This window comes from Streptomyces sp. NPDC047108 (genome assembly GCF_040643575.1).
Lineage (GTDB): Bacteria > Actinomycetota > Actinomycetes > Streptomycetales > Streptomycetaceae > Streptomyces.
In genome coordinates this window covers 207,697-233,109 of the sequence record NZ_JBEYUP010000008.1, presented here as the reverse complement: position 1 = coordinate 233,109, position 25,413 = coordinate 207,697, and the positions used below count along the sequence as shown (strand labels likewise).

Annotated in this window: 25 protein-coding genes; 14 read left to right on the top strand and 11 right to left on the bottom strand. The window is 72.7% G+C overall.

Going from position 1 to position 25,413, the window contains the following annotated elements; all coding sequences use genetic code 11:
- Window positions 1-133 precede the first annotated feature (133 nt).
- Window positions 134-2,734, top strand: coding sequence for an ATP-dependent Clp protease ATP-binding subunit (locus tag ABZ822_RS18935; RefSeq protein WP_360854818.1), 2,601 nt, complete (start codon window positions 134-136; stop codon window positions 2,732-2,734).
- 38 nt (window positions 2,735-2,772) lie between these two features.
- Here the strand turns inward: ABZ822_RS18935 and ABZ822_RS18930 are convergent, their stop codons facing one another.
- Window positions 2,773-3,573: a DeoR/GlpR family DNA-binding transcription regulator gene (locus ABZ822_RS18930; protein ID WP_360854815.1), complete on the bottom strand. Its 801-nt coding sequence runs from the start codon at window positions 3,571-3,573 to the stop codon at window positions 2,773-2,775.
- Window positions 3,574-3,776: 203 nt separating this feature from the next.
- On the opposite strand from ABZ822_RS18930, the gene ABZ822_RS18925 reads away from it, so the two are divergent.
- A complete protein-coding gene (locus tag ABZ822_RS18925) occupies window positions 3,777-4,337 on the top strand; it encodes a GNAT family protein (protein WP_360854812.1) in 561 nt (186 codons plus the stop codon).
- Window positions 4,338-4,513: 176 nt separating this feature from the next.
- Here ABZ822_RS18925 and ABZ822_RS18920 read toward each other — a convergent pair whose 3' ends face one another.
- The 3 genes from ABZ822_RS18920 to ABZ822_RS18910 form a co-directional block, all read right to left on the bottom strand.
- Complete coding sequence (locus tag ABZ822_RS18920) at window positions 4,514-5,980, bottom strand: FGGY family carbohydrate kinase (protein WP_360854809.1); 1,467 nt, start codon at window positions 5,978-5,980, stop codon at window positions 4,514-4,516.
- Window positions 5,980-7,011: an ROK family protein gene (locus ABZ822_RS18915; RefSeq protein WP_360854806.1), complete on the bottom strand. Its 1,032-nt coding sequence runs from the start codon at window positions 7,009-7,011 to the stop codon at window positions 5,980-5,982. Before ABZ822_RS18915 ends, ABZ822_RS18920 begins: the two co-directional genes overlap by 1 nt.
- Before the next feature lie 724 nt (window positions 7,012-7,735).
- Window positions 7,736-8,632, bottom strand: a complete 897-nt coding sequence (locus ABZ822_RS18910) for a UbiA family prenyltransferase (RefSeq protein WP_360854803.1) — start codon at window positions 8,630-8,632, stop codon at window positions 7,736-7,738.
- Window positions 8,633-8,870: 238 nt separating this feature from the next.
- Here ABZ822_RS18910 and ABZ822_RS18905 point away from each other — a divergent pair, with 238 nt between their 5' ends.
- Genes ABZ822_RS18905 through ABZ822_RS18895 form a run of 3 tightly spaced genes read left to right on the top strand, consistent with a single transcriptional unit; the run spans window position 8,871 to window position 11,477 of the window.
- Window positions 8,871-9,929, top strand: a complete 1,059-nt coding sequence (locus tag ABZ822_RS18905; protein WP_360854800.1) for a 3-oxoacyl-[acyl-carrier-protein] synthase III C-terminal domain-containing protein — start codon at window positions 8,871-8,873, stop codon at window positions 9,927-9,929.
- 13 nt (window positions 9,930-9,942) lie between these two features.
- Window positions 9,943-10,464, top strand: coding sequence for an isoprenylcysteine carboxyl methyltransferase family protein (locus ABZ822_RS18900; protein ID WP_360854797.1), 522 nt, complete (start codon window positions 9,943-9,945; stop codon window positions 10,462-10,464).
- Window positions 10,461-11,477 (top strand): NAD(P)/FAD-dependent oxidoreductase, encoded by a 1,017-nt coding sequence (locus tag ABZ822_RS18895; RefSeq protein WP_360854794.1) that lies wholly within the window; start codon window positions 10,461-10,463, stop codon window positions 11,475-11,477. The genes ABZ822_RS18900 and ABZ822_RS18895 overlap by 4 nt, the downstream gene beginning before the upstream one ends.
- A 127-nt stretch (window positions 11,478-11,604) precedes the next feature.
- Here the strand turns inward: ABZ822_RS18895 and ABZ822_RS18890 are convergent, their stop codons facing one another.
- Entirely contained in the window at window positions 11,605-12,105 is a 501-nt protein-coding gene (locus ABZ822_RS18890) for a YfcE family phosphodiesterase (protein ID WP_360854791.1), read from the bottom strand.
- A 203-nt stretch (window positions 12,106-12,308) separates the two neighbouring features.
- Between ABZ822_RS18890 and ABZ822_RS18885 the strand changes: the two genes are divergently transcribed.
- Entirely contained in the window at window positions 12,309-13,235 is a 927-nt protein-coding gene (locus tag ABZ822_RS18885) for an amidohydrolase family protein (protein WP_360854788.1), read from the top strand.
- Between the two features lie 104 nt (window positions 13,236-13,339).
- A complete protein-coding gene (locus ABZ822_RS18880; RefSeq protein ID WP_360854785.1) occupies window positions 13,340-15,301 on the top strand; it encodes an AMP-dependent synthetase/ligase in 1,962 nt (653 codons plus the stop codon).
- A gap of 95 nt (window positions 15,302-15,396) precedes the next feature.
- Here ABZ822_RS18880 and ABZ822_RS18875 read toward each other — a convergent pair whose 3' ends face one another.
- Together ABZ822_RS18875 and ABZ822_RS18870 are read right to left on the bottom strand one after the other, a co-directional pair.
- The gene (locus ABZ822_RS18875) at window positions 15,397-16,605 is read right to left on the bottom strand and encodes a histidinol-phosphate transaminase (RefSeq protein WP_360854782.1); all 1,209 of its coding nucleotides are present in this window, start codon (window positions 16,603-16,605) and stop codon (window positions 15,397-15,399) included.
- An 11-nt stretch (window positions 16,606-16,616) separates the two neighbouring features.
- Window positions 16,617-17,870, bottom strand: coding sequence for a S1 family peptidase (locus tag ABZ822_RS18870; protein WP_360854779.1), 1,254 nt, complete (start codon window positions 17,868-17,870; stop codon window positions 16,617-16,619).
- 352 nt (window positions 17,871-18,222) lie between these two features.
- Here ABZ822_RS18870 and ABZ822_RS18865 point away from each other — a divergent pair, with 352 nt between their 5' ends.
- The 3 genes from ABZ822_RS18865 (at window position 18,223) to ABZ822_RS18855 (ending at window position 20,728) form a co-directional block, all read left to right on the top strand.
- Entirely contained in the window at window positions 18,223-18,960 is a 738-nt protein-coding gene (locus ABZ822_RS18865) for a polysaccharide deacetylase family protein (protein WP_360854776.1), read from the top strand.
- A 137-nt stretch (window positions 18,961-19,097) separates the two neighbouring features.
- Window positions 19,098-20,204 (top strand): PP2C family protein-serine/threonine phosphatase, encoded by a 1,107-nt coding sequence (locus tag ABZ822_RS18860; RefSeq protein WP_360854773.1) that lies wholly within the window; start codon window positions 19,098-19,100, stop codon window positions 20,202-20,204.
- Window positions 20,205-20,311: 107 nt separating this feature from the next.
- Window positions 20,312-20,728, top strand: coding sequence for an SH3 domain-containing protein (locus ABZ822_RS18855; RefSeq protein WP_360854770.1), 417 nt, complete (start codon window positions 20,312-20,314; stop codon window positions 20,726-20,728).
- A gap of 157 nt (window positions 20,729-20,885) precedes the next feature.
- Here the strand turns inward: ABZ822_RS18855 and ABZ822_RS18850 are convergent, their stop codons facing one another.
- Window positions 20,886-21,104 carry a DUF4190 domain-containing protein gene (locus ABZ822_RS18850; protein ID WP_360855100.1) on the bottom strand — a complete coding sequence of 73 codons (219 nt, stop codon included), beginning with the start codon at window positions 21,102-21,104 and terminating at the stop codon, window positions 20,886-20,888.
- 63 nt (window positions 21,105-21,167) lie between these two features.
- A complete protein-coding gene (locus ABZ822_RS18845) occupies window positions 21,168-21,359 on the bottom strand; it encodes a hypothetical protein (protein ID WP_360854767.1) in 192 nt (63 codons plus the stop codon).
- Between the two features lie 117 nt (window positions 21,360-21,476).
- Between ABZ822_RS18845 and ABZ822_RS18840 the strand changes: the two genes are divergently transcribed.
- Window positions 21,477-22,169 carry a TetR family transcriptional regulator gene (locus tag ABZ822_RS18840; RefSeq protein ID WP_360854764.1) on the top strand — a complete coding sequence of 231 codons (693 nt, stop codon included), beginning with the start codon at window positions 21,477-21,479 and terminating at the stop codon, window positions 22,167-22,169.
- Window positions 22,170-22,312: 143 nt separating this feature from the next.
- Window positions 22,313-23,128 carry an SAM-dependent methyltransferase gene (locus ABZ822_RS18835; protein WP_360854760.1) on the top strand — a complete coding sequence of 272 codons (816 nt, stop codon included), beginning with the start codon at window positions 22,313-22,315 and terminating at the stop codon, window positions 23,126-23,128.
- 213 nt (window positions 23,129-23,341) lie between these two features.
- Here ABZ822_RS18835 and ABZ822_RS18830 read toward each other — a convergent pair whose 3' ends face one another.
- Window positions 23,342-23,602: a hypothetical protein gene (locus ABZ822_RS18830; protein ID WP_360854757.1), complete on the bottom strand. Its 261-nt coding sequence runs from the start codon at window positions 23,600-23,602 to the stop codon at window positions 23,342-23,344.
- Entirely contained in the window at window positions 23,599-23,916 is a 318-nt protein-coding gene (locus ABZ822_RS18825) for a hypothetical protein (RefSeq protein WP_360854754.1), read from the bottom strand. Before ABZ822_RS18825 ends, ABZ822_RS18830 begins: the two co-directional genes overlap by 4 nt.
- A 181-nt stretch (window positions 23,917-24,097) precedes the next feature.
- Here ABZ822_RS18825 and ABZ822_RS18820 point away from each other — a divergent pair, with 181 nt between their 5' ends.
- Together ABZ822_RS18820 and ABZ822_RS18815 are read left to right on the top strand one after the other, a co-directional pair.
- A complete protein-coding gene (locus ABZ822_RS18820) occupies window positions 24,098-24,340 on the top strand; it encodes a DUF397 domain-containing protein (protein ID WP_360854751.1) in 243 nt (80 codons plus the stop codon).
- A 91-nt stretch (window positions 24,341-24,431) separates the two neighbouring features.
- Complete coding sequence (locus ABZ822_RS18815) at window positions 24,432-25,355, top strand: helix-turn-helix transcriptional regulator (RefSeq protein WP_360854748.1); 924 nt, start codon at window positions 24,432-24,434, stop codon at window positions 25,353-25,355.
- The last annotated feature ends 58 nt before the right edge of the window (window positions 25,356-25,413 follow it).

Here is a 25,413-nt window from a genome sequence, read left to right as displayed (position 1 = left end):
CCCATCGAGCGATGTGACGGAAGAAGCCCCACGACGACGTGTCGCCCGGGCGGACGGGGAAACCCGCCCCGCAGCCGCACCGCACACGACGACAGCGTGGCCCGGTGCTTCCGGGCCATCGGGACGGATGCCTATGAACAGCGGGTACAGGGGTCCCGAGGAGTACGGCCGGGACCCGCTCGGAGACTTCCTTGCACACTTGCTCGGCACAGGGCCGCAGAACCGGCGGTCCGACTCGAGATACATGGACTTCGGTCGCCTGATGAGCGAACCGGCGCGGCAGCTCGTATCGGCCGCCGCCTCGTACGCCGCCGAGCACGGCAGCACCGACCTCGACACACAGCACCTCCTCCGGGCCGCGCTCAGCGCCGGCCCGACGCGGGCCATGGTGTCCCGCGCCGGGGCCGACCCCGACGCCATCGCGGCCCAGATCGACCGGAAGGCGGGCGAGGGCCCGCCGCGCCGCTCCATCGCCGTCACGCCCGCCGTCAAGCGCGCCCTGCTCGACGCCCACGACATCGCCCGGTCCACCGGCGCCTCGTACATCGGGCCCGAGCACGTCCTGGTGGCCCTGGCCGCCAACCGCGACTCCACGGCCGGGCAGATCCTCAACGCCGCCCACTTCGATCCGCGCACGGGCACCCCCGGCGGCGCGCCCGGCGGCTTCGCGTCCCCGCCCCGCTCCCCCGAGCAGCGCCCCGGCGCGGGCGACCAGGGCACGCCGACGCTCGACAAGTACGGGCGCGACCTCACCGCCCTGGCGCGCGACGGGCGCATCGACCCGGTGATCGGGCGCGACGAGGAGATCGAGCAGACCGTCGAGGTGCTGGCCCGGCGCGGCAAGAACAACCCGGTGCTCATCGGCGAGGCCGGGGTCGGCAAGACCGCGATCGTCGAAGGGCTCTCCCAGCGCATCGTCGAGGGCGACGTCCCCGGCATCCTGCTGGGCCGGCGGGTCGTACGGCTCGACCTGTCCGGCATCGTCGCGGGCACCCGCTACCGCGGTGACTTCGAGGAGCGTCTGACCGCCGTGATCAACGAAATCCGTTCCCACTCGGACGAGTTGGTCGTCTTCATCGACGAACTGCACACGGTCGTGGGCGCGGGCGGGGGCGGCGCCGAGGGCGGGCCGATGGACGCGAGCAACATGCTCAAGCCCGCGCTGGCCCGCGGTGAGCTGCACGTCATCGGGGCGAGCACACTGGAGGAGTACCGGCGCTACATCGAGAAGGACGCCGCGCTCGCCCGCCGGTTCCAGCCCGTCCTGGTCCCCGAGCCGAGCCCGGAGGAGGCCGTCGAGATCCTGCGCGGGCTGCGCGACCGCTACGAAGCGCACCACCAGGTCCGCTACACCGACGAGACCCTGCTGGCCGCCGTCGAACTCTCCGACCGCTACCTCACCGAGCGCTTCCTCCCCGACAAGGCGATCGACCTCATGGACCAGGCCGGGGCACGGGTGCGGCTGCGCTCCTCAACGCGCGGCACGGACGTCCGCGCCCTGGAGCGCGAGATCGAGCAGCTCCGCCGGGACAAGGCGCAGGCCGTGGCGGCCGAGGACTTCGAGACCGCGGTCCAAGTACGCGACCGCAGCGCCGAGTTGGAGAAGCGGATCGAGGAGAGCAAGCGCAAGGAACAGCCCGACACGGACCGCATCCCCGAGGTCACCGTCGAGGACATCGCCGACATCGTCTCGCGGCAGACCGGCATCCCCGTCAGCAGCCTCACCCAGGAGGAGAAGCAGCGTCTGCTGGGCCTGGAGGACCATCTGCACCAGCGGGTCATCGGCCAGGACGAAGCCGTCACCGCCGTCGCGGACGCGGTGCTGCGCTCCCGCGCCGGGCTGTCCAGCCCCGACCGGCCCGTGGGCAGCTTCCTCTTCCTCGGGCCGACGGGCGTGGGCAAGACCGAACTCGCCCGCGCCTTGGCGGAGGCGCTGTTCGGGAGCGAGGACCGCATGGTCCGCCTCGACATGAGCGAGTACCAGGAGCGGCACACGGTCAGCCGACTGGTCGGAGCCCCGCCGGGGTACGTCGGGCACGACGACGCGGGGCAGTTCACGGAGGCCGTGCGCCGGCACCCGTACTCGTTGCTGCTGCTCGACGAGATCGAGAAGGCCCACCCGGACGTCTTCAACGTCCTGCTGCAGGTGCTGGACGACGGGCGGCTCACCGACTCCCAGGGGCGGACGGTCGACTTCACCAACACCGTCATCGTGATGACCAGCAACCTGGGCTCGGAGGCCGTCTCCGGGCGCGGCGCGACGCTGGGCTTCGGGTCCGGCGGCGACGGGGAGGCGGACGAGGAGGCGCGGCGCGAGCGGGTGTTGAGACCGCTGCGCGAGCACTTCCGGCCTGAATTCCTCAACCGCATCGACGAGATCGTGATCTTCCGTCAGCTCACCGACGAGCAGCTCCGGCGGATCACCGACATGCTGCTCGACGAGACCCGGCGCCGGCTGCGGGCCCAGGACGTGACCGTCGACTTCAGCCCGGAGGCGGTCGACTGGCTGGCGCACCGCGGCTACCAGCCGGAGTACGGCGCACGGCCACTGCGGCGCACGATCCAGCGCGAGGTGGACAACCACCTGTCACGGCTGCTGCTCAGCGGCAGACTCCAGCCGCACACGCGCGTGATGGTCGATGTGGCCGAAGGGAAGCTGACGCTCCACACGGAGCGCCCGGACGAGGTGGAGTCCCCGGCGGGAACGGAGGCCCGCGACCGGCTGACCGGCTGAGTGCGCGCGGAGGGACGGTCCCGCTGCTGCCGACGGCCCTACCGGAGGCGGCCGCCGCCCTCCGCGGCGCTCCCCTCCCCCGCGCGGCGGTCCCGATCCCCCGTGCCGCGGACCGTCCAGTGGGCCTCCGCGAACGCGGCCAGCTCCTCCTCGTCCCCCGCCGCGACCAGGCCCGTCCCCGGAGGCACCGTGGCCCAGTACGGGAAGGAGGCGTCCGCGCCCGCGTGGTCCGTCAGCACCCACGTGGCGCGGGCGCACTCGGCCATCAGCTCCTTCAGCGCCGCCTGTTCGGGGTGCGGGCAGTTGATGCCGCGCGCCGGGTCGAGCCCTTCGGCACCGAGGAACGCGAGGTCCGGGCTGATCCTGCGCAGCGCCTGTTCCGTCCTCGTGCCTTCCAGGGCCGCGTGGGGGCGGCGCAGCGTTCCGCCCAGCACGACGACGTCCACGGACGCGTCGGCCAGTTCGAACAAGGTCGGCAGACCGTTGGTGACGACCGTGATGTCGGTCCGGTCGCGCAGTTCGCGCGCGAGCCGGTCGACGCCGGGTCCGGCGTCGAGGAGCACCACCTCGCCGCCCCGTACGAGGCCCGCGGCTGCCGCCGCGACCGCGTCAGGACCGCCCGGCGCGCCGCCCCGTTCCGCGCGGCGCGGGTCCACCGCGCCGCCGTACGTACGGGTGATGCGGCCGCGGTCGGCGAGAACGGCCAGGTCCCGGCGGATGGTCGACAGCGAGACCCCGAACTCCGCGGCCAGTTCGCGCACGCTCGTGGCGTCGTCGCCCAGCAGTTCCACCAGGCGGCGGCGCCTGTTCCTGGTGGAGGTGCGCTCCCGACCGGCCACGTGGCGGTCCCCTTCCGTTCCGCCGGCCACCCGGCACCGCAGGAGACGACTTCTTGCGCGAACCGCGCAATTCCGACGGTAGCAGGGCATCCGCCTGCCGGACGGCTCGCTGCGGGGGACGCCCTCCGCGCCCGTTGTGCGAAGATCCCCCCGCAGTGCGCACGGGGTCCGTGTGCACGGACGGGCCGACCCGGAAGGTGACGATGTACGCGATATCCCTGGGCGACGACGGCGCGGAGCTGCGCCCGCTGGAACCGTGGCAGGCCGAGGAATTCCTGGCCCACATGGACCGGGGACGGGAGTTCATCGGGCAGTACGTCGGACTGCCCGACGTCGTCACGGACCTGGAGTCGAGCCGCGCGTACCTCCAGCAGTACGCCGAGAAGACGGCGTCGGACACGGGCCGGATCCACGGCATCTGGTCGGACGGCACGCTGGTCGGCGGCGTTCTCTTCCGGACGATGAACGTCGAGCAGGGCACCGCCGAGGCAGGCTGCTGGCTCGAACCGTCGGCGGCGGGCCGGGGGCTGGTGACCCGCGCCGTGCGCGTGATCATCGACTGGGCCGTGCGGGAACGCGGCATCCACCGCGTGGAGTGGTGGGTCTCGTCGGAGAACGCCCCGAGCATCGCCGTGGCCCGGCGGGTCGGGATGCGGCGCGACGGCGTGCTGCGGGAGAACTACCTGTACCGGGGCAAGCGGCAGGACACCGAGATCTGGTCGGTGCTGGCACGGGAGTGGACGGGGGGCGAGCCGGAGTCCTGAGCGGGCCGGGCCACCGTGGCGGTACGGGCGCGGCCCGGGCGGCGATGCGGGCTTGGCGCCGCGGCGTTGCGGGCCTGATGCCACGACGGTACGGACATGACCGCGGCGGTACGGGCGGTACGGCGACGGCGACGGCGACGGCGCCAGGGCAAGCATCCCCGTGGCAGCACCGGCCGTCAGCCGCCCGCCCCGCCCGCCTGCACGGTCGGCAGGAACTCCCGTGCGTGAGCGGCCCGGTGGGCCCGGGCGATCTCCGGCCGGGGCCGCACCTCGTACCGCTCGCCCGTCACGGCCGCCGGATCCAGGCCGAGCGCCGCCCCCGCCCAGGCCGCGGCTCCCAGGCAGGCGACGTCGGGGACAGCGCACACCAGGGTGCGCCAGGGCGAGACGGCGGCCTTGACGGCGGTCCACGCCTCCAGACGTACGGAGCCGCCCAGCAGCGTGACGGTCCGCGGCGGCCCTCCGCCCGTCAACTCGCCCTGCACATCGGCCATCCAGCGCGCCTGGTGCGAGGCGCCCTCCAGCAGCCCCCGGGCCAGCTCGGGCAGTCCGTGCCGCGCCTCCACCCCGTGCACCGCGAGACGCCGGTCCCGGTCAGGGCGCGGCGCGGACCTTCCGTACAGGTACGGCTCGACCGTCAGGCCCGTCGGTCCGTCGCCCGCCTGCCCGACGAGGTCGGCGAAGCGCCCGTAGCGCTCGTCGGCGGGCGCGTCCCCCAGGCCCAGCACGCGGTCGCAGAACCACTCCACCAGCGCACCCGACCCGGACATCCCCGCGACGACGCACCAGTGCCGCCCGTCCACGTGCCGCCCGTACGACATGCCCTCACGCGCCGCGGCTCCCGCGTCCGGCGGTCCGTCGCCGACGGTCACGACCGCCTCCGCCGTGCCCATCGAGTCGGCCGCCTGGCCCGCTTCGCGCACCCCCGCGGCCCAGGCGCCGACGAGGTGGTCGTGCCCGGCGACCACGACCGGCACCCCGGCCGCCACGACAGCGGTGGCGGTGGCCGTGCCGGTCCGGCCTACCGGCTCGCCCGGGGCGCGGACCGTGGGCATGCGCTCCGGGGCGAGGCCCGCGCGGGCGAGCAGGTCCTCGCGCCACGTCCCCGTCCGCACGTCCCACGCCATGGTCCGCTGGGCGAACGTGGCGTCCGTCCCCACGGCGCCGGTCAGCGCCTGGGCGACGAGATCGGCGGCGCCCGCCCAGACATGGGTCCGGCGCAGCACGGCGGGGTGTTCGTCGCGCAGCCAGTGCCATTTGGCCAGGGGCACCTTGGGGCTGGGCAGGATGCCGGTGGACGCGTGCAGCGCGGCGGCGCCGGGGTCGCCCCGGAGCCGTTCGGCCTGGGCGGCGGGGCGCGGGTCGGACCAGGACGACGCGGGCAGCAGCGGCGTCCCGTCCCGGTCGAGCGGGGCGCCCGTCTCGGCCATGCCGGTGACGCCCACGGCGTCGGGGGTACGCCCCGCGGCGGCCGTGCAGGCGGCCAGCGCGTCCAGCGCGGCCTGCTGGAGCCGGGCCACGTCGTGGACGTGACCGTCGGCGGGGGTACGGCGCTGGGCGTGCGCCAGGACGGTCCCGTCGGGTGTGCACAGCACCGCCTTGCAGTGCGTCGTCCCGACGTCGATCCCCGCGAGGACAGCCATCAGGCGTCGTCCCCGTAGCCGGGGAAGCCGGTCCGTTCGAAGGCCACGGCGGCGGCACCGACGACGCCGACCCGGTCACCGGTGCGGGCCGCCACGATGCGTACGGCACGGGCCGCCGGCCCCATGGCCTGGTCGCGGACGAGACGGCGCACGGGCGCGAGGAGTTGTTCACCGGCGCGGGTCACGCCTCCGCCCAGGACGACGCGTTCGGGTTCGAAGACATTGACGAGCGAGGTGATGCCGCAGGCCAGGGCCTGTGTGGTGGCGATCCACACCTCGGCCGCGACGGGATCACCCGCCGCGGCCTCGCGCGACACGTCGGCCGCGGTGAGCGGCTCGTACGCGGCGAGTGCGGTGCGGCCTCCCGCGGCCTCCGCCTCGGCGACGGCTTCGCGGGCGCGTTCGGCGATCGAGGTGCCGGAGGCGTACGCCTCGAGGCAGCCGGTGCGGCCGCAGCCGCGGCAGTGGCGCCCGGTGCGGTCGACCGTCACATGGCCGAGTTCGCCGCCGTTCCCGGCCGCGCCGCGGTAGGTGCGGCCGTCGATGACGACACCGCCGCCGACACCGGTGGAGAGGGTCAGATAGAGCATGTGGCGGGCCCCGGCGCCCGCACCGAAGCGGTGCTCCCCGGCCGCGGCGGCGGTCGCGTCGTTGTCCAGGACGGCCGGTCTGCCGTAGCGCTCCTCGGCGAGGCGGGTCACCGGTACGTCGATCCAGCCGGGCAGGTGCGGCGGGCAGAGAAGCATGCCCGCGCCGGGGTCGAGGGGGCCGCCGCAGCCGATGCCGGTCGCGGCGATCCGCAGCGGATCGGTGCCGGACTCGTCGACCGCCTTGCGGCCGAGGTCGAACAGGCGGTTCAGCACGGCCTGTACGCCTTCCTGCGCGAGCGTGGGTGCCACCAGGAACGAGCGCACGGCACCGTCCGCGCCGACGACGCCGGCGGCCAGCTTGGTGCCTCCGATGTCCAGGCCGAGCACGGCATCCGGCGCCGCGCCGGTTCGGTCCGCCCGGCCCGCATGGGGGTGTGCCATGGGTTCATCCGTCCGCTGTCGTCGTCCGTGCACGGCGTGCCCGTACGGCGAGCCTGCCACGGCCGTCGCCGAACCGGGCGGCGCACGCGGGAACGGGCTGCCCGGTTCGGCGCTGGGTGTTTCTCCTGAACCAGCCCGGGCCCGCGATGTCCGCCACGGCTCCCCCAGAGCTTCGCCCGGGAAGCACCCCACCCCAGCCACGACCGGGAGTTGGCCGGGGCTCCGGGGCGGAGCGCGGCATGTGCTCTTCAGGCGGGGGCGGTGCGGCGCGATGGGCGCGGAGCGGTTTCGTCTCGCGGCTACGGCGCACAGCAGAGCATCGGCCCCCGCCGAGACCGCGTACGGTCCGCATCCGAAGCAACGCCGTCGGCAGCCGGAGCCGGGGCCTCAACTGGACGGGGCCTTCGGCACGGAGCGGTATCGACTCGCCCATGCGGCGGACAGCGGAAGCAGCCGGATTCGGATCGGGACTCACGTCCCTTCGCAAGAATGCTTGCCCCAGGTCAAGCATTCAGAAAACGGCACCCCGCGAGACCCGGGACACTGCACGGGAGCCGACACGCAACCCCACGACCGGCGCACTCCGGGCACATGGTTCGACCGACCACCCGCCGCCCCGATGCTCACAACCCACCCACGAACGAGCACACAGCACCGCACCCCACGCTCCCAACCAACAGAACGCCCTCCCCGCACGTTCTGTTCAGGAAAGACTGCGCGCCCTTCAGGACAGTCCAGACCCGCGCCACAGCAGCAGGATCACATCCAGCCCGGCCACACCGAGGGCCGCGCGGAACGGCACCCGCGGCCGTGTCCTGCCCAGCAGCGCCGCACCGGCCACCGCCGCCCCGACGCCCAGCAGCAGGACCGTCCCGGTCCGCCCGACGGCTCCCGGGACGGCGAGGATCAGCAGGGCCGACGCGGCCACCAGTGGTACCGGCAGCAGAAGCCGCACCCGTACCGGCCCCAGCCGCTGCGGCCATCCACGGACCCCGGCCTCCAGGTCGTCCCCGATGTCCGGCAGCACATCGGCCAGATGCGCTCCCACGCCGAGCAGTGCGCCCGCCGCCATCAGCCACCACGGGGGCCAGGGGCTGCCGGGCAGGGAGAGCACGACGAACGCCGGAAGGCTCGCGAAGCCGACGGCGTACGGGAGAGGGGACCACGGCGTCGCCTTGAGCCCGAGGTTGTACGCCCACGCCGCCCCCACCCCCGCCAGGTGCACGGCCCCGGCGACCGGCCCGCAGGCGAGCGAGAGCGGTACGCAGAGGGCGAGGGCGATCAGGGCCGCGTTCCGTACGAGCCGTACGGGCACCGCGCCCGAGGCCACCGGTTTGGCGGAGCGGCCCGCCGCCGCGTCGCGTGCGGCGTCGATCGCGTCGTTGGACCAGCCGACCGAGAGCTGGCCCGCCGCCACCGCGCCCGCCACGAGGGCGCATCCCGCCCCGCTCTGCCCCGCGCTCACCGCGAGTCCGGTGGCCATGACGGTCACCGCGGCGGCGGGCACGGGGTGGCAGGCGGCGGACAGGGCGGCGGCCCGCCGGAGCGCGCCCCTCACAGGGCGACTGCGGGCCACGTCGGGTGACGGTACGTCATGGATACGGAGGTCGTCGGAGGCCACCGGAGGATCGTAAGGACCGTGAGCCCGGCCGGAGGTGAGGCGGCGTCGGACACTCGTCGTCCCTACGTCATCGGGAGCGGGAGTCCCCGCGCCCCGGACGGCAACCGGAGCCGGTGAATACCATCGTCGCGGCCCTCCCGGCGGGATGTTGCCCCGGACGAGTGACCGACGGCATGGCCCGCGAACAGGCGGGGGAATCCGTTGACGTCGATCCATGCCGCCCCATCGGAGAAGCCGGATGAGCCGTATCGCCGCCGTGCACGGGGTCCTGGCACCGCACCGCCATCGGCAGCGCGAGATCACCGACCTCATGGCCCGTACCTGCCTGCCCGACGGCGCGGACCGGGCCGTGCTCGACCGATTCCACACCTCCGCCAAGGTCCGCACCCGACACACCGTGCTGCCCCTCGACGCGTACGCCGGGCTCGACGGATTCGGGGAGGTGAACGACGCGTTCATCACCGCCGCGGTCGAGCTCGGCGCCGAGGCCGTCGACGGCGCGCTGCGCGCGGCGGGGATCGCGCCGCGCGAGGTGGACCTGCTGGTGTTCACGTCCGTGACGGGCATCGCGGCGCCGTCCGTCGACGCCCGGCTCGTCGGGCGGCTCGGCCTGCGTCCGGACGTCAAACGCCTCCCTGTGTTCGGACTCGGCTGTGTCGCCGGCGCCGCCGGGCTCGGCCGCCTCCACGACTACCTCCGCGGCTGGCGGGACCATGTCGCGGTGCTGCTCTCCGTCGAGTTGTGCTCGCTGACGTTCCAGCGCGACGACCCCTCCCCCGCCAACCTCGTCGCCGGCGGGCTGTTCGGCGACGGCGCGGCCGCGGCCGTCTGCTGCGGCGAGGAGCGGGTGCCGGCGCCCGGTGGCCCGGTCGTCGTGGCGACGCGCAGCCGCCTCTACCCGGACACCGAACAGGTCATGGGGTGGGACATCACCGGCAGCGGGTTCCGGGTGGTGCTCGACTCCACGGTCCCCGACGTCGTACGGCAGCACCTGGCCGACGACGTCGACGGCTTCCTCGGCGACCACGACCTCAAGCGCCACGACATCGCCGCCTGGGTGTGCCACCCGGGCGGCCCGAAGGTGCTGGAGGCGGTCGCCGAAGCGCTCGACCTCCCGGACGGCGCGCTGGACGTCACGTGGCGGTCCCTGGAGCGGATCGGCAACCTGTCGTCCGCCTCCGTCCTGCACGTCCTGCACGACACGCTCGCCGACCGGCGTCCGCCACCTGATACCCCCGGGCTGCTGCTCGCCCTCGGCCCCGGCTTCTGTTCCGAACTCGTGCTGCTGCGCTGGTAGTTGAGGGGACGCCATGATCTGGTACACGGCTCTGGTGCTCGGCGTCGCTGCGGAGCGCATGGCCGAACTCGTCCTCGCCCGCCGCAATGCGCGCTGGAGCCTGGCGAACGGCGGATCGGAGTCCGGGCGTTCGCACTATCCCGTCATGGTGCTGCTGCACACGGCCCTCCTCGCCGGCTGCCTCCTCGAAGTGTGGGTAGGGCAAGGGGAGTTCGTGCCACTGGTCGGCTGGGCGATGGTCGGGGTCGTCCTGGCGGCGCAGGGCTTGCGCTGGTGGTGCATCGCCACGCTGGGCCGCCAGTGGAACACGCGGGTGATCGTGGTGCCGGACCAGCCGCTGGTGACGGGCGGGCCGTACCGCTGGCTGCGCCACCCCAACTACGTGGCGGTGGCCGCCGAGGGCACCGCCCTCCCCCTCGTGCACGGCGCCTGGGCCACCGCCGTCGTGTTCACGCTGTGCAACACCGTGCTCCTCAGCACCCGCATCCGCTGCGAGGAGGCCGCTCTGGCGGCCGCGAAGGGCGCCCGCGCGTGATCGACGTGCTGGTGGCGGGCGGCGGCCCGGCCGGTCTGGCCGCGGGCGTCCACGCGGCCCTCGCCGGTATGGAGGCGGTGGTGGTCGAACCCCGGGCCGTACCCGTCGACAAGGCGTGCGGCGAGGGCATCATGCCGAGCGGCGTGGCGGCGCTGCGGGCGATCGGCGCGCCCGTCGACGGCCACGGTCTGCGCGGCATCCGCTACCTGGACGCGCGCCGCTCCGCCGACGCCCCCTTCCACGGCGCCCCCGGTCTCGGCGTCCGCCGGACCGTGCTGCACGCCGCTCTCGCGCGCCGCGCCCGCGAACTCGGCGTCCGCGTGGTGGAGGGCAAGGTCGACGGAGCGGACCAGGGCGAGGGGTGGGTGGCGGCGGCGGGACTGCGGGCGCGCTGGCTGATCGCGGCGGACGGCCTGCACTCCCCGCTGCGCAGGTCGCTCGGCCTCGACCTGCCGGACCCTGCGGCGCCCCGCCGCTACGGCCAGCGGCGCCACTACCGCGTCCGCCCCTGGACGGACCACGTCGAGGTGCACTGGTCACCCCGCGGCGAGGCCTATGTGACGCCCGTGGACGAGGACTTGGTGGGGGTCGCCGTCCTGAGCCGGGAGCGGTGCGGTTACGCCGAACACCTCGCGCGCTTCCCGCGCCTGGCTCCGCTGCTCGACGCGCGCCCCGCCACTCCGGTGCGCGGCGCGGGCCCGATGCGCCAGCGCGTACGGGGCCGGGTCGCGGGGCGCGTCCTGCTCGTCGGCGACGCCGCCGGCTACGTCGACGCGCTGACGGGTGAGGGCATCGCCCTCGCCCTCGCCTCGGCGGACGCGGCCGTACGCTGCCTGGTCCGCGGGCGGCCGGAGGTCTACGAGGGCGCCTGGCGCAGGCTGTCCCGCCGGCACCGTGCGCTCACCTGCGCGCTGCTGGGGCTGAGCGGGCGGGCGGGGACGGCGCGCCTGATCGTGCCCGCGGCCTCCGTGCTGCCGCCGGTGTTCCGCGCCGCGGTACGCGCCCTCCAATAGCAACCCGCCCCGCAGTCCCCGGACTCCGGCCTCCCCGCGGACACGGCGGCGCGCATCCGCGAGTACATCGCGGCGCGCGGCGGACTCACGGCACCGTGACGCCGGGGCCGGCCGGGACGCCGTCCCGTCAGCGGCGTGGCAGCCGGTGCACCTCGACCTGGCCCAGTGCGCCGCCCGTCACCTCGGCGGTCATGTACGTGCAGTACGGCTGGCGCCTTCGGTCCGTCGGCGAGCCGGGGTTGAGCAGGCGCAGCCCGCCCTCGGCCGTGGTGTCCCACGGGATGTGGCTGTGCCCGAAGACGAGCACGTCCAGGTCGGGGAAGCGGGCGGCGCAGCGCCGCTCCCGCCCGCGGGACGGACCGGTCTCGTGGACGACGCCGAAGCGCAGGCCGTCCAGTTCCGCGTACGCCACCTCCGGCAGCCGGGTCCTCAGTTCGGCGCCGTCGTTGTTGCCGTACACCGCGATGAGCCGCTTCGACCGCGCTTGGAGGAGGTCGAGCGTCGCGGCGTCGATCCAGTCACCGGCGTGGACGACCACGTCGGCCGCGTCGACGGCGGCGAGGAGCGGGGCCGGAAGGACCTTGGCCCGGGAGGGGAGGTGGGTGTCGGAGGTCAGCAGCAGATGCACGCGCCCACGGTAGAACGGACGCCGCACATGCGTCCGCGAAGCGCGGGGAACGGTCACCGGGCGGGGAACGGTCACCGGGCGGCGGCCGCCCGTCCTCTGTTCCCTGCGCTCGTCCGGCGACCGGATGAACACCGCGCCCGGCGGCGGCCGCCCTGCGCGGCGCAGCCGCGGCGCGTGCCGGTCCTTCGGTGATGATGGCGGACATGGCGTCCACCGGCCCCGACCGCGCGTACGGTCCGCTCCTCGACAGCAACGTGCATCTGTGGGACCAGGCCGAGAACCCCGTCTTCTGGCTCTCGGACCGCACGATGCTCCGGCACGTCATCGGCGACTACGACGACCTGCCCGACCGCTACACCCTCACCGACTACGAGCGCGACACCGCCGGCCGTGGCGTGACCGGTGTGATCTGGTCGGACGCCGGTGCCGCCGACCCGATCGCCGCGGCCGCCCGGGTGGCGGGCGAACAGGGCGCAAGGGGCGGACACGGGCTGGTCAAAGGGCTGGTCACCCTCGGGGACCCCACCTCGCCCGGATTCGCCGACCTCCTGCGCCGCTGCCGTGAGGTGCCGCTGATCACGAGCGTGCGGGTGCGACTGGCCGGGACCCTCGCGGCCACCGCCGCGGCCGGAGGCGTGTCGTCCGCGGGCGATGCCCATCTCGTCCGTTCGCATCTGGCGCTTCTCGCGGAAAGCGGCCTGGTCGCCACCCTGGAGGCCACGGGCGACCAGCTCGGCGAGGTGGCCGCGATCGTGGAGCAGCACCCCGGGCTCCGCGTGGTCGTGGACCACTTCGGCTGGCCGACCGACCTCGGCCCCTCCGGGCGCCGGGAGCATATGGCGCGGCTGGCCCGCATCGCCCAGCATCCGAACGCCGCGACCCGCATCGACGCCCTGGGCACGGTCTTCGGCAACTGGACGACGGGACAGCTCCGTTCCTGGCTGCCGGCCGTCGTCGAGACCTTCGGTCCGGACCGCTGCATGCTCGGTTCGGACCTTCCCGTCGAGCATCTCCGGTCCGGTTTCGACGCGGTGTACGAGGCGTACGACACGGTCTTCTCGGACCTCTCCGCGGCCGAGCGGAGGCGGTTGTTCCACGACACCGCGGAAGGCTGGTACACGCCCGCCTGAGCTGCGGGGAAAACGGTTTCGTTGCACGCTTGAGCAACCGGCGCCCCTGCCCCGTACCTCTTCACAGCCGGCCGAATGGACCGGCCGAGAGGAGAGGAGCCCTCGTGTCCGTGCAGCGGAGCCCGGCACAGCCCGTCCTGGTGGAGCCCCGGAAGATCGTGGTGGACGGAGAGGTACGGGAAGTCTCCGTCCCGCCGCTCGCACCGCCGGCCGCCACCGGCAGTCTCGCCGACATTCCCTTCGACAACGCGGCCGAGGCCCCGGCCGACGTCGTCCTCAGCAGGAAACAGCCGGACGGCACCTGGCGGGACGTGACCGCCGCCGAGTTCGCCGCCGAGGTGCTCGCCACCGCCAAGGGCCTGATCGCGCACGGCCTGCAACCCGGCGACCGGCTCGCCATCATGGCCCGTACGACCTATGAGTGGACGCTCCTGGACTTCGCCGCCTGGGCCGCGGGGCTGATCACCGTCCCCGTCTACCCGACGTCGTCGGCCGAGCAGACGCGCTGGATCATCCGGGACACCGGGGCCGTCGGCTGCGCGGTCGAGGGGGTGGACGAGGCGCTGCTGATCGACGCCGAACTCGACCGGCTCCCGGGCTTCGCCCATCTCTGGCAGTTCGACGCGGGCGCCATCGACGAACTCGCCCAGGCGGGGCGGCACATCCCCGACGGCGAGGTGGCGGCCCGCCGCGCCGCGCTGTCCCCCGCGTCGGTCGCCACCCTCATCTACACCTCGGGAACCACGGGCACACCCAAGGGCTGCGTGCTCACGCACGGCAACTTCCTGGCCGAGGTGGACAACGCGATCGAGCTGCTGCACCCCTGCTTCCGGTCGGTGACCGACGAGCCCGCGTCCACGCTCGTCTATCTGCCGCTCTCGCACGTCTTCGGGCGGATGGTGGCCGTCGCCTGTCTGAGGGCCCGCGTACGGCTCGGGCACACCCCGAGCCTCAAGACCGAACCCCTGCTGGCGGACCTCGCCGCCTTCCAGCCGACGTTCCTCCTGGTCGTGCCCTACGTCCTGGAGAAGGTCTACAACACGGCGCGGGCCACGGCCGAACGCATCGGCCGCGCCGCCTCGTTCGACCGTGCCGCGCGGATCGCCGGGCGCTGGGGCGAGGCCCATGAGGCGGAGGAGCACGGCACGGGCAGCGGCCCCGGCGTCGGGCTACGGGCGGCCCGCGCGCTCTACGACCCGCTGGTCTACCGCCGGATCCGCGCGGCCCTCGGCGGCAAGGTCAAGTACGCCATCTCCGGCGGCTCCCCTCTCGGTCACCGGCTCGCCGCCTTCTACGCGGGTGCGGGCATCGAGATCTTCGAGGGCTACGGCTTGACGGAGTCGACGGCCGCGGCGACCGTCACTCCTCCGCTGAAGCCGCGCCTCGGGACGGTCGGCTGGCCGCTGCCCGGTACGGCGGTCCGGATCGCCGACGACGGTGAAGTCCTCGTCCGGGGCGGCCAGTTGTTCTCCGGCTACTGGAACTCCAAGCTGCGCGCGGCCGTGCCGTTCACCGTCGGGCTTCCTCCGTCCTCGCCTTCGCTGGAGTCCGACGCCGACGCCGCGCTCCTGGACAACCGTCAGCAGTGGTTCCCCACCGGTGACATCGGCGCGCTGGACGCGGACGGCTATCTCACCATCACCGGACGCAAGAAGGAGATCATCATCACCGCGAGCGGCAAGAACGTCGCTCCGGCACCGCTCGAGGACCGGCTGCGGGCGCACTCGCTGGTCGGCCAGTGCATCGTCATCGGTGACAACCGGCCGTACATCATCGCCCTCGTCACGCTCGATCCCGACGGTCTGAAGCACTGGCAGATCATCCGCCGCAAGGAGCACCTGTCGCGGGAGGAGCTGGCCTTCGACACCGCCCTGTGCGCCGAGGTGCAGCAGGCGGTTGCGGAGGCCAACGCGTCGGTCTCCCGCGCCGAATCGATCCGCCGCTTCAGCATCCTGCCCGTCGACTTCACGGAGGAGCGCGGGCATCTGACGCCGTCGATGAAGGTCCGGCGCGAGGCGATCACCCGGGACTTCGCCAAGGAGATCGAGGCGCTCTACGAACCGTAGGGACGGTACGCGGTACGAGCCCCGGGGTGCGCGGCGTTCCGGCCCCGGGGGCACGAGCGGGGCCCGCCTGCCCATCGGCCGGCGGGCCCTGCCGTTCAGCCCGTCAGAGCCCGCACCGGCCGCTGCGGCTCCTCGTAGTCGTACACGGGAGGCGCTTGATAGAGCGTGGCCTGCAGCGCGGTCATCAGCCGCTGCACGTCCTCGTACGGCCTGACCACGAGGCGCAGGAACTGGCTGCTGCTGCCCAGCTTGTTGCCGCATTCCCGGATGAACACCCCGTGCTCGGCGAGGAGCCGGTCGCGCAGCATCGCGCCGTCGACACCGTCGGGGAGCTTGACCAGGAGGAAGTTGCCCTGGGAGAGGAAGACCACGACACCGGGGAGGCCGGCGAGGGCGAGGGACATGTTGGCCCGGTCGCGCGAGACCAGGGTGAGGCTGTTCCGGTAGGGCACGGCGTAGTCCCTCAGCATGAAGACCACGGTCTCCGCGAAGGAGTTGAGGTTCCACTTGGGGAGGGCCTTGCGGACGGTGCCCGCGAGCGCCGGGTTGGCGACCATGTAGCCGAATCGGATGCCGTGCAGCCCGAAGTTCTTGCCGAGGCTCTTCAGCACGATCACGTCCGGCCGGATCGCCGCCTCCGATGCGACGGACGCGGACCGCTCGGCGTCGACGAAGTCGATGAACGACTCGTCGATGACGACCAGGTCCAGATCCACCAGCTCGTCGAGGAGCCAGAGGATCTGCTGCCGCCTGAGATAGCCGCCGTCGGGGTTGTTGGGGTTGCACACCACGGCTACGCGGGAGCCGCGGCGGCGGATGAACTTGACGTACTCCTGGAGGTCGAGCGCGAAGTCCTGGTCCTCGCGCAGCGGGAACATGTCGACCCGTTTCCCGGTCTCCATCGGCTGGTCGGTCCAGCGGCCGAAGGTGGGGATCGGGACGGCGAGGCTCTCCTTGACGAGCAGGTGGTCGATCCAGGTGATCAGCTCCGTGGAGCCGTTCCCCATGGCGACCGTCTGCGGGTTCAGTCCCAGCACGCCGCACAGTTCGGCGGTGATGGTGTCGGTGTCGCTCGGGTAGTACGTGAGCGTCGACTCCAGGGACTCCCGCAGCCGCGCGAACATCTCCGGGGTGGGGAAGTAGGGGTTGCACGGGATGCAGAAGTCGAGCCGCTCCTGCGGCTCACCGCGGCCGGGCGGCCCCGACCGGCTGGCGCCGGAATCCGGCGCCAGCCGGTTGAGCATGGCCCAGGACGGGCTGTGCGCGGTGCTGCGCAGCAGCCCCATGTCGAAGGGCTGGGACACCGTCCGGTCCCTTACGGCAGCAGCCCGCCGTCGGCGGCCTCGCCGCCACCGGCCTCGTCGCCACCACCGATCTGGTCGCCACCGGCCTGGTCGCCGCCGGCCTGGTCACCACCGGCCTGGTCACCACCGGCCTGGTCACCCGCGCCGGCCTCGCCGCCGCCCTGACCCGCGCCGCCGGCGCCGATCTCGGCACCCGTGGCCTCCAGGGCCGTGGTCACCGGCTGGAAGAAGGTCTCGCCGCCCTGCGTGCAGTCGCCGCTGCCGCCGGAGGTGAGGCCGACCGCCGCGTCGCCGGAGAACAGCGAACCGCCGCTGTCGCCCGGTTCGGCGCAGACGTCCGTCTGGATCAGACCGTTGACGATGTCGCCGTTGCCGTAGTTCACCGTGGCGTCGAGACCGGTGACGGTGCCGGAGAAGACACCCGTGGTGCTGCCGCTGCGGGTCACCTCCATACCCACGCTCGCCTCGGCGGCCTGCGTGATCTCCTGCTGGGTGCCGTCCTGCAGGTCGACCGAGCTGGGTGCCTCGGTGTTGGGGTCGTCGTAGGTCACGAGGGCGAAGTCGCTCTCGGGGAACTGCGAGTCCGCGACCGTGCCGAGCGGCTCCTGGCCGCCCTGGTCACTCGTCCACGTCTCCGAAGCGTTGCCGCAGTGGCCCGCGGTGAGGAACGCCGGCGCGCCCTGCACGGTGACGTTGAAGCCGAGCGAGCAGCGGGAGCCGCCGCCGAAGATCGCGTCGCCGCCCTCCGCGAACGGCTTGAACTCACCGGCCGACCGCTTGACGGAGACCATGCCGCCCATCTTGTCGGTCGCCGAGGTGAGGGTGTCCCACTTGTCTCCGGTGACCGTTCTGTCGGCGGTCACCACGACCTTGTTCGTCTTCGGATCGATGGACCAGGCCGTGCCGGGCACGGAGGCCGTGGAACCGAGCGTGCGGGTGGCGCCCCGCAGCTCCGCGGTGCTGTTCTCGACGACCCGCGCGACGGCGCCCTTGGCCTGGGCGGCCTCCGCCGACTTGTCGTCCAGCACATTCATGACCAGGCGGTCCTTGCCGCCGTCGTAGTACCAGCCGGCTGCGTCCTGCCCGAGGTCCTGGGCAAGGGTGGAGCCCAGCAGCGCCGCGGCCCGGGGAGCCAGAGCCTTGGGGCTGGGCTCGTCGTCCGTGCTCGCGTTGGCGTTGGGCAGCAGGATGGCGGCTGCCACAACGGCGATCGCGCCGGCTCCGGCTATCGCGCCGGTCCGCTTGTTCACGCGTCGGTGGTTCAACTCACTGACCTCCAGTGGGGGACGAGTCGTGCCCCCACTCATACGGACGAGAACCGCCAGATCTTCAATCCGAACTGAAATCCGCTCTTCGGGCCGCCGTGCGGGGAGCTGGACGGCCCGGCTCCGCACCGCCGCGACCGCGCGGAGGACCAGCCCCGCGCAAGGCGTCGGCCGGCCGACGGTTTCGCGCACGCGGCCCCCTACCCACCGCTCCGACGGCGGCCCGAAGAACCGGTGTGTGGACGGCATCTGGCGGTCCGTCACCCGTACGACGCGCAGGACGCGCCAGGGCCGGGCCGACGTGCCTACGTTGCCCGCAAGGCCCGCCGCGAGAGAGCACGGAGCGCTCACTGTGAGAAGACCGATGGCCGCGATCGCCGCCGGCGTGATGGCACTCGCCCTTGTCCCGACGACGGCGACGGGTGCGGGTGCCGCACCCGCCCCGACGCCTTCCGCCGCACCGGCCGGGTACGACGCCACGCGCTGCGGCAACACCTCGTCGCGCACCCTGCTGACCTTCGACGACTGGCCGTACGCCGACCCGGACCGCGCGACGCGCATCGGCGCGGACCTCCACGCGCGCAAGATCCGCGCCGCGTTCTTCCTCATCGGCGAGTACGCCGGCCGCCGCCCCGACATCGTCACCACCCTGCGGGAGCAGGGCCACTGGGTGGCCAACCACTCCTTCTCTCACCCGCATCTGCCCGTGCTCTCCGACGACGAGGTCGACATGGAGATCCGCAACGGGGTGCGGAGCAATCTGCTGCGGCCCCCGTACGGCGCGTTCGGCCAGCGGGAGGAGTCCGCGGCAGCGGCGCTCGGCTACCGCATCTGCACCTGGACGGTCGACACCCTGGACTGGGAGAAGCCGGACGGCGACGCCTTCCGCAGCGTCGCGAGCATCCGCTCGATCGTGCGGAACGCGCCGGTGGAGGACAAGTACGGCGGCGTCGTCCTCGGCCATCTCGACTACAACTTCCCCGACGCGGTGCCCGGCATCATCGAGGACCTGGAGAAGGACGGTTACCAGCTCTGCGCGAACAACGGCCCCGTCGCCGCCGATGCGCCGCTCCCGCTCGACTGCGGCTGACGCGTCCTTCCCGCTCTCCGCCTTGCTCGAATCCGGCTCGCCGGAGACACCGACCCGTACGGGCGTGCCGGACTGGACCGCCGCGGAACCCCCGCCGAGGCTGGAGCGGGACGGACCGGAACGGCAGGAGCGCGCACGTGGCGAGACGGACCGAACCGCGCAGGGCCCAAGGGCGCGGCGTCATGCGCTGGGTGCGGCTGCTCCCCCTCCCGATCCTGCTCGGCGGCGCCGCGGTGGACTACTTCACCTCGCCCGAGTTCAGCGGTGCGGCCTTCTACTCGGCGGCGCCGATGGCCGGGGCACCGGTCCTGTCCCTGCCCGCGCTCGTCCTCACCGGCCTGGCCGCCTGCGGAACGGACGTCGTCCTGCTCCTGCACTTCGACTCTCTGGACTCGCCGGGCGGCCGCAGCGAACTGGCGTCCGTGGTGACGGTCTCCGCCGTCGCGATCGTCATCAACCGTCTGCTCTACCGCAGTGACGTGCGGCTGCGCTCTGCGCGCATGATCGCCCTGGCCGTGCAGCGCGCCGTCCTCCCTCAACCCCCGCCCCGCGTGGGCACGCTGAGGATCGCGGCGCGCTACGAGGCCGCCCATTCGGGTGCCCGTATCGGCGGCGACCTGTACGCGGTCCAGGACACGCCGCACGGGGTGCGCGGCATCGTCGGGGATGTGCGCGGCAAGGGGCTCGAAGCCGTCGAGACGCTGGACGTCGTGCTCGGGGCGTTCCGCGAGGCAGCGGCGAGCGAGCGCACCATCGCCGATCTCGCGGGACGTATCGAACGGTCCCTCAGGCGGGAGGCCGCGCAGCGGGTGAACCTCGACGAGGTCGAGGGGTTCATCACGGCCGTGCTGACCGAGATCCCGCACGACGGCGGCGAACTGCGGCTGTTCAACCGCGGCCACCCCGCCCCGCTGGTCCTCTTCGAGGGCGGGGTACGCCGCGCCGATCCGTCGCACCCCGAACTGCCGCTGGGGCTGGGCGGGCTGATCCCCGAGCGGCCCCTCGTCGACACGGTGCCCTTCCCGGACGGCGCGACACTGCTGCTCCATACGGACGGACTCACCGAGGCCCGGGATCGTGACGGGAGCTTCTACGACCCGGTCGCCGGACTCACCGGCCACGACTTCCGGGACCCCGACGCGTTGCTGTCCGCCCTGCTGGCGGACGTCCTCCGGCACACGGGCGGGCGCACGAGCGACGACATGGCGCTGCTGGCGATCCGACGCGGTGGCGCGGGCGGATGACAGCACGTCAGAGGACCACCCGTTCGGTGGTGTTATGCCGTTTATGTCTTGTGGCGGGCTGGAATATGCATATGCGCCATGTGGTGCAAGGAGTAGGAGAGAACACGATGTCCACAGTCCTGAACAAGCGCAGCGCGCGGCTGACCGCGGGCTCCGGCGCCTTCGCAGCGGCGATCGCCCTGGGCGGCTCGCTGCTCGTCGCGACCCCGGCACACGCCTACCCGCCTCCCGCCCCCGCCCGGCCGTACGGCACGGTGATCACCCCGTCCGGCGTGAACGAGCGGCAGTACCCCAGCACCGACTCGTCGGTGCGCGGCTTCCTCAAGTACCGGTCGCAGGTGGGCCTCAAGTGCAAGGTCCGCGCGCAGAACATCAACGGCAACCAGATCTGGTACCTGCTGCGCGACCGGCCGAACTGGGTCTCGGCGAAGTACGTCGACAACACGGGGTTCGTGAAGTACTGCAAGGACGTGCAGCGCAGCCCGCTCAACGACACCGAGCAGTCCAAGGCCGCGATGGGCTGAGCACCGGCCCCGGCGGCGGCACCTCACACCGGAGCCACACCCCGCCGGAGCGGCCCGTAGCCCTGACGGAGCGTCCTGCCGTCAGGGCTACGGGCTTGTCCGGGCACCGTCCCGGCCGGTGCGCGGAGCGGCCGGCGCACGGGCCCCCGGCCGTCGGTCAGCCGGTGAGCTGCCAGCTCATGGTGTTGTCGGCCGCGACGAGAGCGGCCAGGACGATCAGGTCGGCGACGCCGAGCCCCATACCGAGCAGCGCGCGTCCGCGCCGGTCCGTGCCCCGGGCGAGCGCGATGCCGCCCAGGACGAGAGCGCAGGGTCCGAGGATCAGGTTGAAGGCCAGCAGGCCGACGAGCCCGAGGACGAACGAGGCGACGGCCATGTCGTCGGCCTGGCGGCCGCGCGTGGCCGGGCGGCGCCCCACGGTGGCGGAGAGATTCACGGTTCAGCTCCCTTGCTGGTGGTCGACGGCACCGGCCAGGGGTCGCCTGCCGTGTGCGATGCGCTCGCGGATTCCGAAGGCGAGCAGCCAACCGCCGATGACGGTCGCGACGATGAGGGTGACCGGGAGCGGGAGGTGGGCTGCGGCGCCGACGAGGACTCCCAGGAGAAGGAGGGCTGCGACTACGAACAGCATGTCCGGCCTTTCTGTGGAAAGCCTCGAAGGATTCTTGGTGAACAGTTGGAGTTACAACTGTTCACTGACTCGATAGTACAGTAGACCAGCCCGGAGAACGGTTGTTTACTGAATGGCATGAGTCACACCTCCGGGGTCCGGCAGGCCCAGAAACTGAAGACCCGTCAGGCGCTCCTGGACGCCGGGCTGCACCTGCTGGAGGAGCAGAGCCTGAGCAGCCTCGGACTGCGCGAGGTCACCCGCGAGGTGGGCGTCGCCCCGGCCGCCTTCTACCGCCACTTCCGGGACATCCCCGACCTCGGTGTCGCCCTGGTCCACGAGTCCTTCAGCAGCCTGCACACCGCGATCCGGGCGATACTCGCCGAGCAGGAGGAGACCGGCGGCCGCATCGACAGCGCCGTCGACGCCATCGTCCGCTACGTACGGGACCACCGCCCCCATATGCGCTTCATCGCCCGCGAGCGCCATGGCGGCGTACGCGACGTACGCGAGGCCATCGCCGCCGAACTCGAACGGTTCACGGACGAGGTGGCCGGATCGCTCTCCCCGCGCCCCGTGTACGCGGGCTGGACGGCCGGCGACATGAGGATGCTGGCGGAGCTGTTCGTGGACCACATGGTGACCACGGCCGCGGCGCTCCTCGACGCCGGACCGGGTGCGTCCGCGGACACCGGGCCGGATGCGCCACCCGTCGACCGGCCGCACGTGTCCGCGGATGAGGTGTCCGCCGCGGAGGAGCGGATCGCGGCGACCGCGCGGCGTCAGCTCCGGCTGATCAGCGTGGGCTGCCGCCACTGGCAGAGCGGATGACGGCCCCGACCCCTGCCTTCGTACATTCCTCAACTTCCTTGAAAACAAGGGTGGTTGAGGGCTGCTTCCGGCCCCGTCCGCCTCCTAGGATGTCGGCCCCGCGGCCGTTTCGAGGCGGCCGCATGTGATTCCTGTGAGGGCTGATGGACCAGGGCGGCGAGCCGTTGTCCCGCGATGTCGACACCACCGTGCCCAGTGTGGCCCGGATGTACGACTACTTCCTCGGCGGGAAGGTCAACTACCCCTCAGACCACGAGGCCGCGGAGAAGCTGCTCAAGGTGGTGCCCAGCACCCAGGTCCTGGCGATCAACAACCGCCGGTTCCTCCAGCGGGCCGTACGCGTCCTCGCCCAGGAACACGGCATCCGGCAGTTCGTCGACCACGGCTCCGGGCTTCCCACCCAGGACACCGTCCACCGGATCGCCCAGCGCGTGGACGAACGGTCACGGGTGCTGTACGTCGACAACGACCCGATCGTCCACGCGTACGGCCGGACGCTGCTGGAGGAGAACGAGAACACCGCCGTCCTCCAGGCCGACTTGCGCGACACCGACGCCGTCCTCGGCAGTCCCGAGGCGCGGCGGCTGCTCGACCTCGGCCGGCCGCTCGGTGTCCTGTTCGTCTCGGTCCTGCACTGCATACCCGACCGCGACGACCCGGCCGGACTGATCCGGCGCGTCGCCGAACGGGTCGCACCCGGCAGCGTCTTCGTCATCTGCCAGCTCGTGAGCGAGGACCGGTCGACGCGGGACTCCGTCACCGACTTCATGAACACCAGCACGCACGGGAACTGGGGCCGGGTGCGCCAGGAGCACGAGGTGCGGCGCTACTTCGACGGGCTGGAGATCCTGGACCCGGGTCTGGTGGAGGTGTCGACCTGGCGGCCCGACGGGGACCGCACCCTGAAGCAGCTCACCCGCGAATGGATCGAGTGGGGCGGCATCGCGGTCAAGCCCTAGGAGCCCCCGCGCTGGCGGGAGTTGAGGCGGTCGCCTCGCCATGTCGGGTCTTGGAGCGGACAGTTGGACACCACGGAGGCCCGTCCGGCGTGATCCGCCGGACAGGCCCCTGGTCCGGAGAAGGGCTCAGCGCTTGAGCCAACGCACCTGCTTCCGCTCCAGGACCGTGAGCTTCGCGGTCTCCCCGCAGCTGGTGCAGAGCGGGGCAGGCCCTTAGGCCGCCTCGTCGTCCGACGGGGCCGTGGGCAGCGCCCGCCAGAAGCGGTGCACGATCTCCCGGAACCCCGAGTGGGCGGGATAGCCGACCGCATGACGAACGGCCCACTCCTCCACGGCCGTTCGCTCCTCCGCGGGCCCCGAGGCATGACCGCAGGTCGTGCACTCCATCTCGAACACGACGGACGGGGCCTCGGGAGCCGGTTCACGCACCATCGACCAGCCGCCACGGCCGCCGTCGGTGGTGTGCACGCTCACTGCGGCCTCCTCGGCGACGGGCTCGTACCGCGGCCCACCGTACGCCCCCGTTCCACCGGACGCCCGCAGTCCGCCGTACGTCCCCGGTCCGCCGCACGACCGTGATCCGTCGTACGCCCGTGATCCGTCGTACGCCCGTGGTCCGCCGTGGGGGCGGGGCTCACATCCTCGGGTGAGACCTCCCACTCGCGCCCGCCTTCGGGGCGCCGCAGGTAGACGCGACCGCCCTGGGCGTCCATCACGATGCCGACACGGCCGTGCCGCGCATCGAAGGCCAGTTCACCGACGACCGGCGCCTCACGTGGCCTGAGCATCCCGCTGACGGCTGTTCACTCCCCTGGCATGCGGTTACCGGTGGGTTCCTGACTTCTTGTCACTATCCCCGCATCCGACCATCAACTGCAAGTGCGTCTGCATGAACACTTGCAATTGCACGCGGGGGCGGATTGAGTGCTCCCTGACCCTCAACACCCCACCCCCCGAGGACCGGTCACCGTGCACGACTTCGAGAACGGCATACCCGCGACGCAGATCAGCGGCGTCGAGTGGACGAAGAGCACCTACAGCAACCCCAGCGGCAACTGCGTAGAACTCGCCCGGCTTCCCGGCGGCGACGTCGCACTCCGCAACTCCCGCGACCCGGGCGGGCCTGCGCTCGTGTACACCCGGGAAGAGATCGCGATGTTCCTTCATGGCGCAAAGGACGGCGAGTTCGACGGCATGGTCGGCCAATCCTGACCGTTCAGTAGGGATTTACAGAGCGCTGCTGTACGAGTCGGCCCCGCGGGTGGAACACTGTGCTCTCACCTCAGCACTCAGGGGAGTCAGTATGACCGCCGCTCAGCCCAACCATGAGCGTCGTCCGATCCAGCGCTATCTCGAGCACGCGCGCAGCGGGCCGACGGCCCTCCGCATCGTGCTCGGCACGCAGCTTCGGAAGCTACGCGAGGCGAGCGGCATCAGCACCAAGGTCGCCGCGGACACGATCCGCGGCTCTCACGCCAAGATCAGCCGACTCGAACTCGGCCGCGTGGGCTTCAAGGAGCGGGACGTCGCCGACCTGCTCACGCTGTACGGCATCAACGATCCCGAGGAGCGTGCCGACTTCCTCGCGCTCGCCCGGCAGGCGACCGCGCCCGGCTGGTGGCACCAGTACTCCGACGTGCTGGCGCCCTGGTTCGAGACCCACCTGGGCCTGGAAGAGGCAGCCTCCGTCATCCGTACCTTCGAGAACCAGTTCGTGCCCGGTCTGCTGCAGACCGAGGCGTACGCCCGCGCCGTGACCCAACTCGGACACCCGCGGGCGACGTCCACCGAGATCGAGCGCCGCGTCAGCCTGCGCCTCGCGCGGCAGGAGCTGCTAGGGCGGGAGGACGCTCCCCGGCTCTGGGTCGTCCTCGACGAGGCGGTGCTCCGGCGTCCGATCGGCGGCCCCGAGGTGATGCGGGCCCAGCTCCACCATCTCATCGAGATGACCCAACTCCCGCACATCACACTGCAGATCGCGCCGTTCAGTCTCGGTGGCGTGGCGGCGGCGGGCGGACCGGTCACGATCCTGCGCTTCCTGGAGCCCGACCTCCCCGACGTGGTCTACCTGGAGCAGCTCACCAGCGCGCTGTACCTGGACAAGCGCGACGACGTGGACAACTACCTGTCCGTGATGGACCGGCTCAGCGCCGAGGCCGAACGGCCCGTGGCCACCCTGCCGTTCCTGGTGAAGATGCTCGACGAGCTGGACGCACGCCAGGGCTGACGCCTCTCCCCCATCCCCGCCTGCGCCCGGCTACTGTTCCCTTCGTCCCAGTTTCACC

Coding starts and splice junctions, on each gene's coding strand:
- ABZ822_RS18855 (WP_360854770.1), top strand. CDS start 20,312: ATGTCCACAGTCCTGAACAAGCGCAGCGCGCGGCTGACCGCGGGCTCC.
- ABZ822_RS18845 (WP_360854767.1), bottom strand. CDS start 21,359: ATGCTGTTCGTAGTCGCAGCCCTCCTTCTCCTGGGAGTCCTCGTCGGC.
- ABZ822_RS18825 (WP_360854754.1), bottom strand. CDS start 23,916: ATGCTCAGGCCACGTGAGGCGCCGGTCGTCGGTGAACTGGCCTTCGAT.
- ABZ822_RS18815 (WP_360854748.1), top strand. CDS start 24,432: ATGACCGCCGCTCAGCCCAACCATGAGCGTCGTCCGATCCAGCGCTAT.
- ABZ822_RS18840 (WP_360854764.1), top strand. CDS start 21,477: ATGAGTCACACCTCCGGGGTCCGGCAGGCCCAGAAACTGAAGACCCGT.
- ABZ822_RS18935 (WP_360854818.1), top strand. CDS start 134: ATGAACAGCGGGTACAGGGGTCCCGAGGAGTACGGCCGGGACCCGCTC.
- ABZ822_RS18905 (WP_360854800.1), top strand. CDS start 8,871: ATGAGCCGTATCGCCGCCGTGCACGGGGTCCTGGCACCGCACCGCCAT.
- ABZ822_RS18885 (WP_360854788.1), top strand. CDS start 12,309: ATGGCGTCCACCGGCCCCGACCGCGCGTACGGTCCGCTCCTCGACAGC.
- ABZ822_RS18835 (WP_360854760.1), top strand. CDS start 22,313: ATGGACCAGGGCGGCGAGCCGTTGTCCCGCGATGTCGACACCACCGTG.
- ABZ822_RS18920 (WP_360854809.1), bottom strand. CDS start 5,980: ATGGCTGTCCTCGCGGGGATCGACGTCGGGACGACGCACTGCAAGGCG.
- ABZ822_RS18915 (WP_360854806.1), bottom strand. CDS start 7,011: ATGGCACACCCCCATGCGGGCCGGGCGGACCGAACCGGCGCGGCGCCG.
- ABZ822_RS18925 (WP_360854812.1), top strand. CDS start 3,777: ATGTACGCGATATCCCTGGGCGACGACGGCGCGGAGCTGCGCCCGCTG.
- ABZ822_RS18900 (WP_360854797.1), top strand. CDS start 9,943: ATGATCTGGTACACGGCTCTGGTGCTCGGCGTCGCTGCGGAGCGCATG.
- ABZ822_RS18850 (WP_360855100.1), bottom strand. CDS start 21,104: ATGGCCGTCGCCTCGTTCGTCCTCGGGCTCGTCGGCCTGCTGGCCTTC.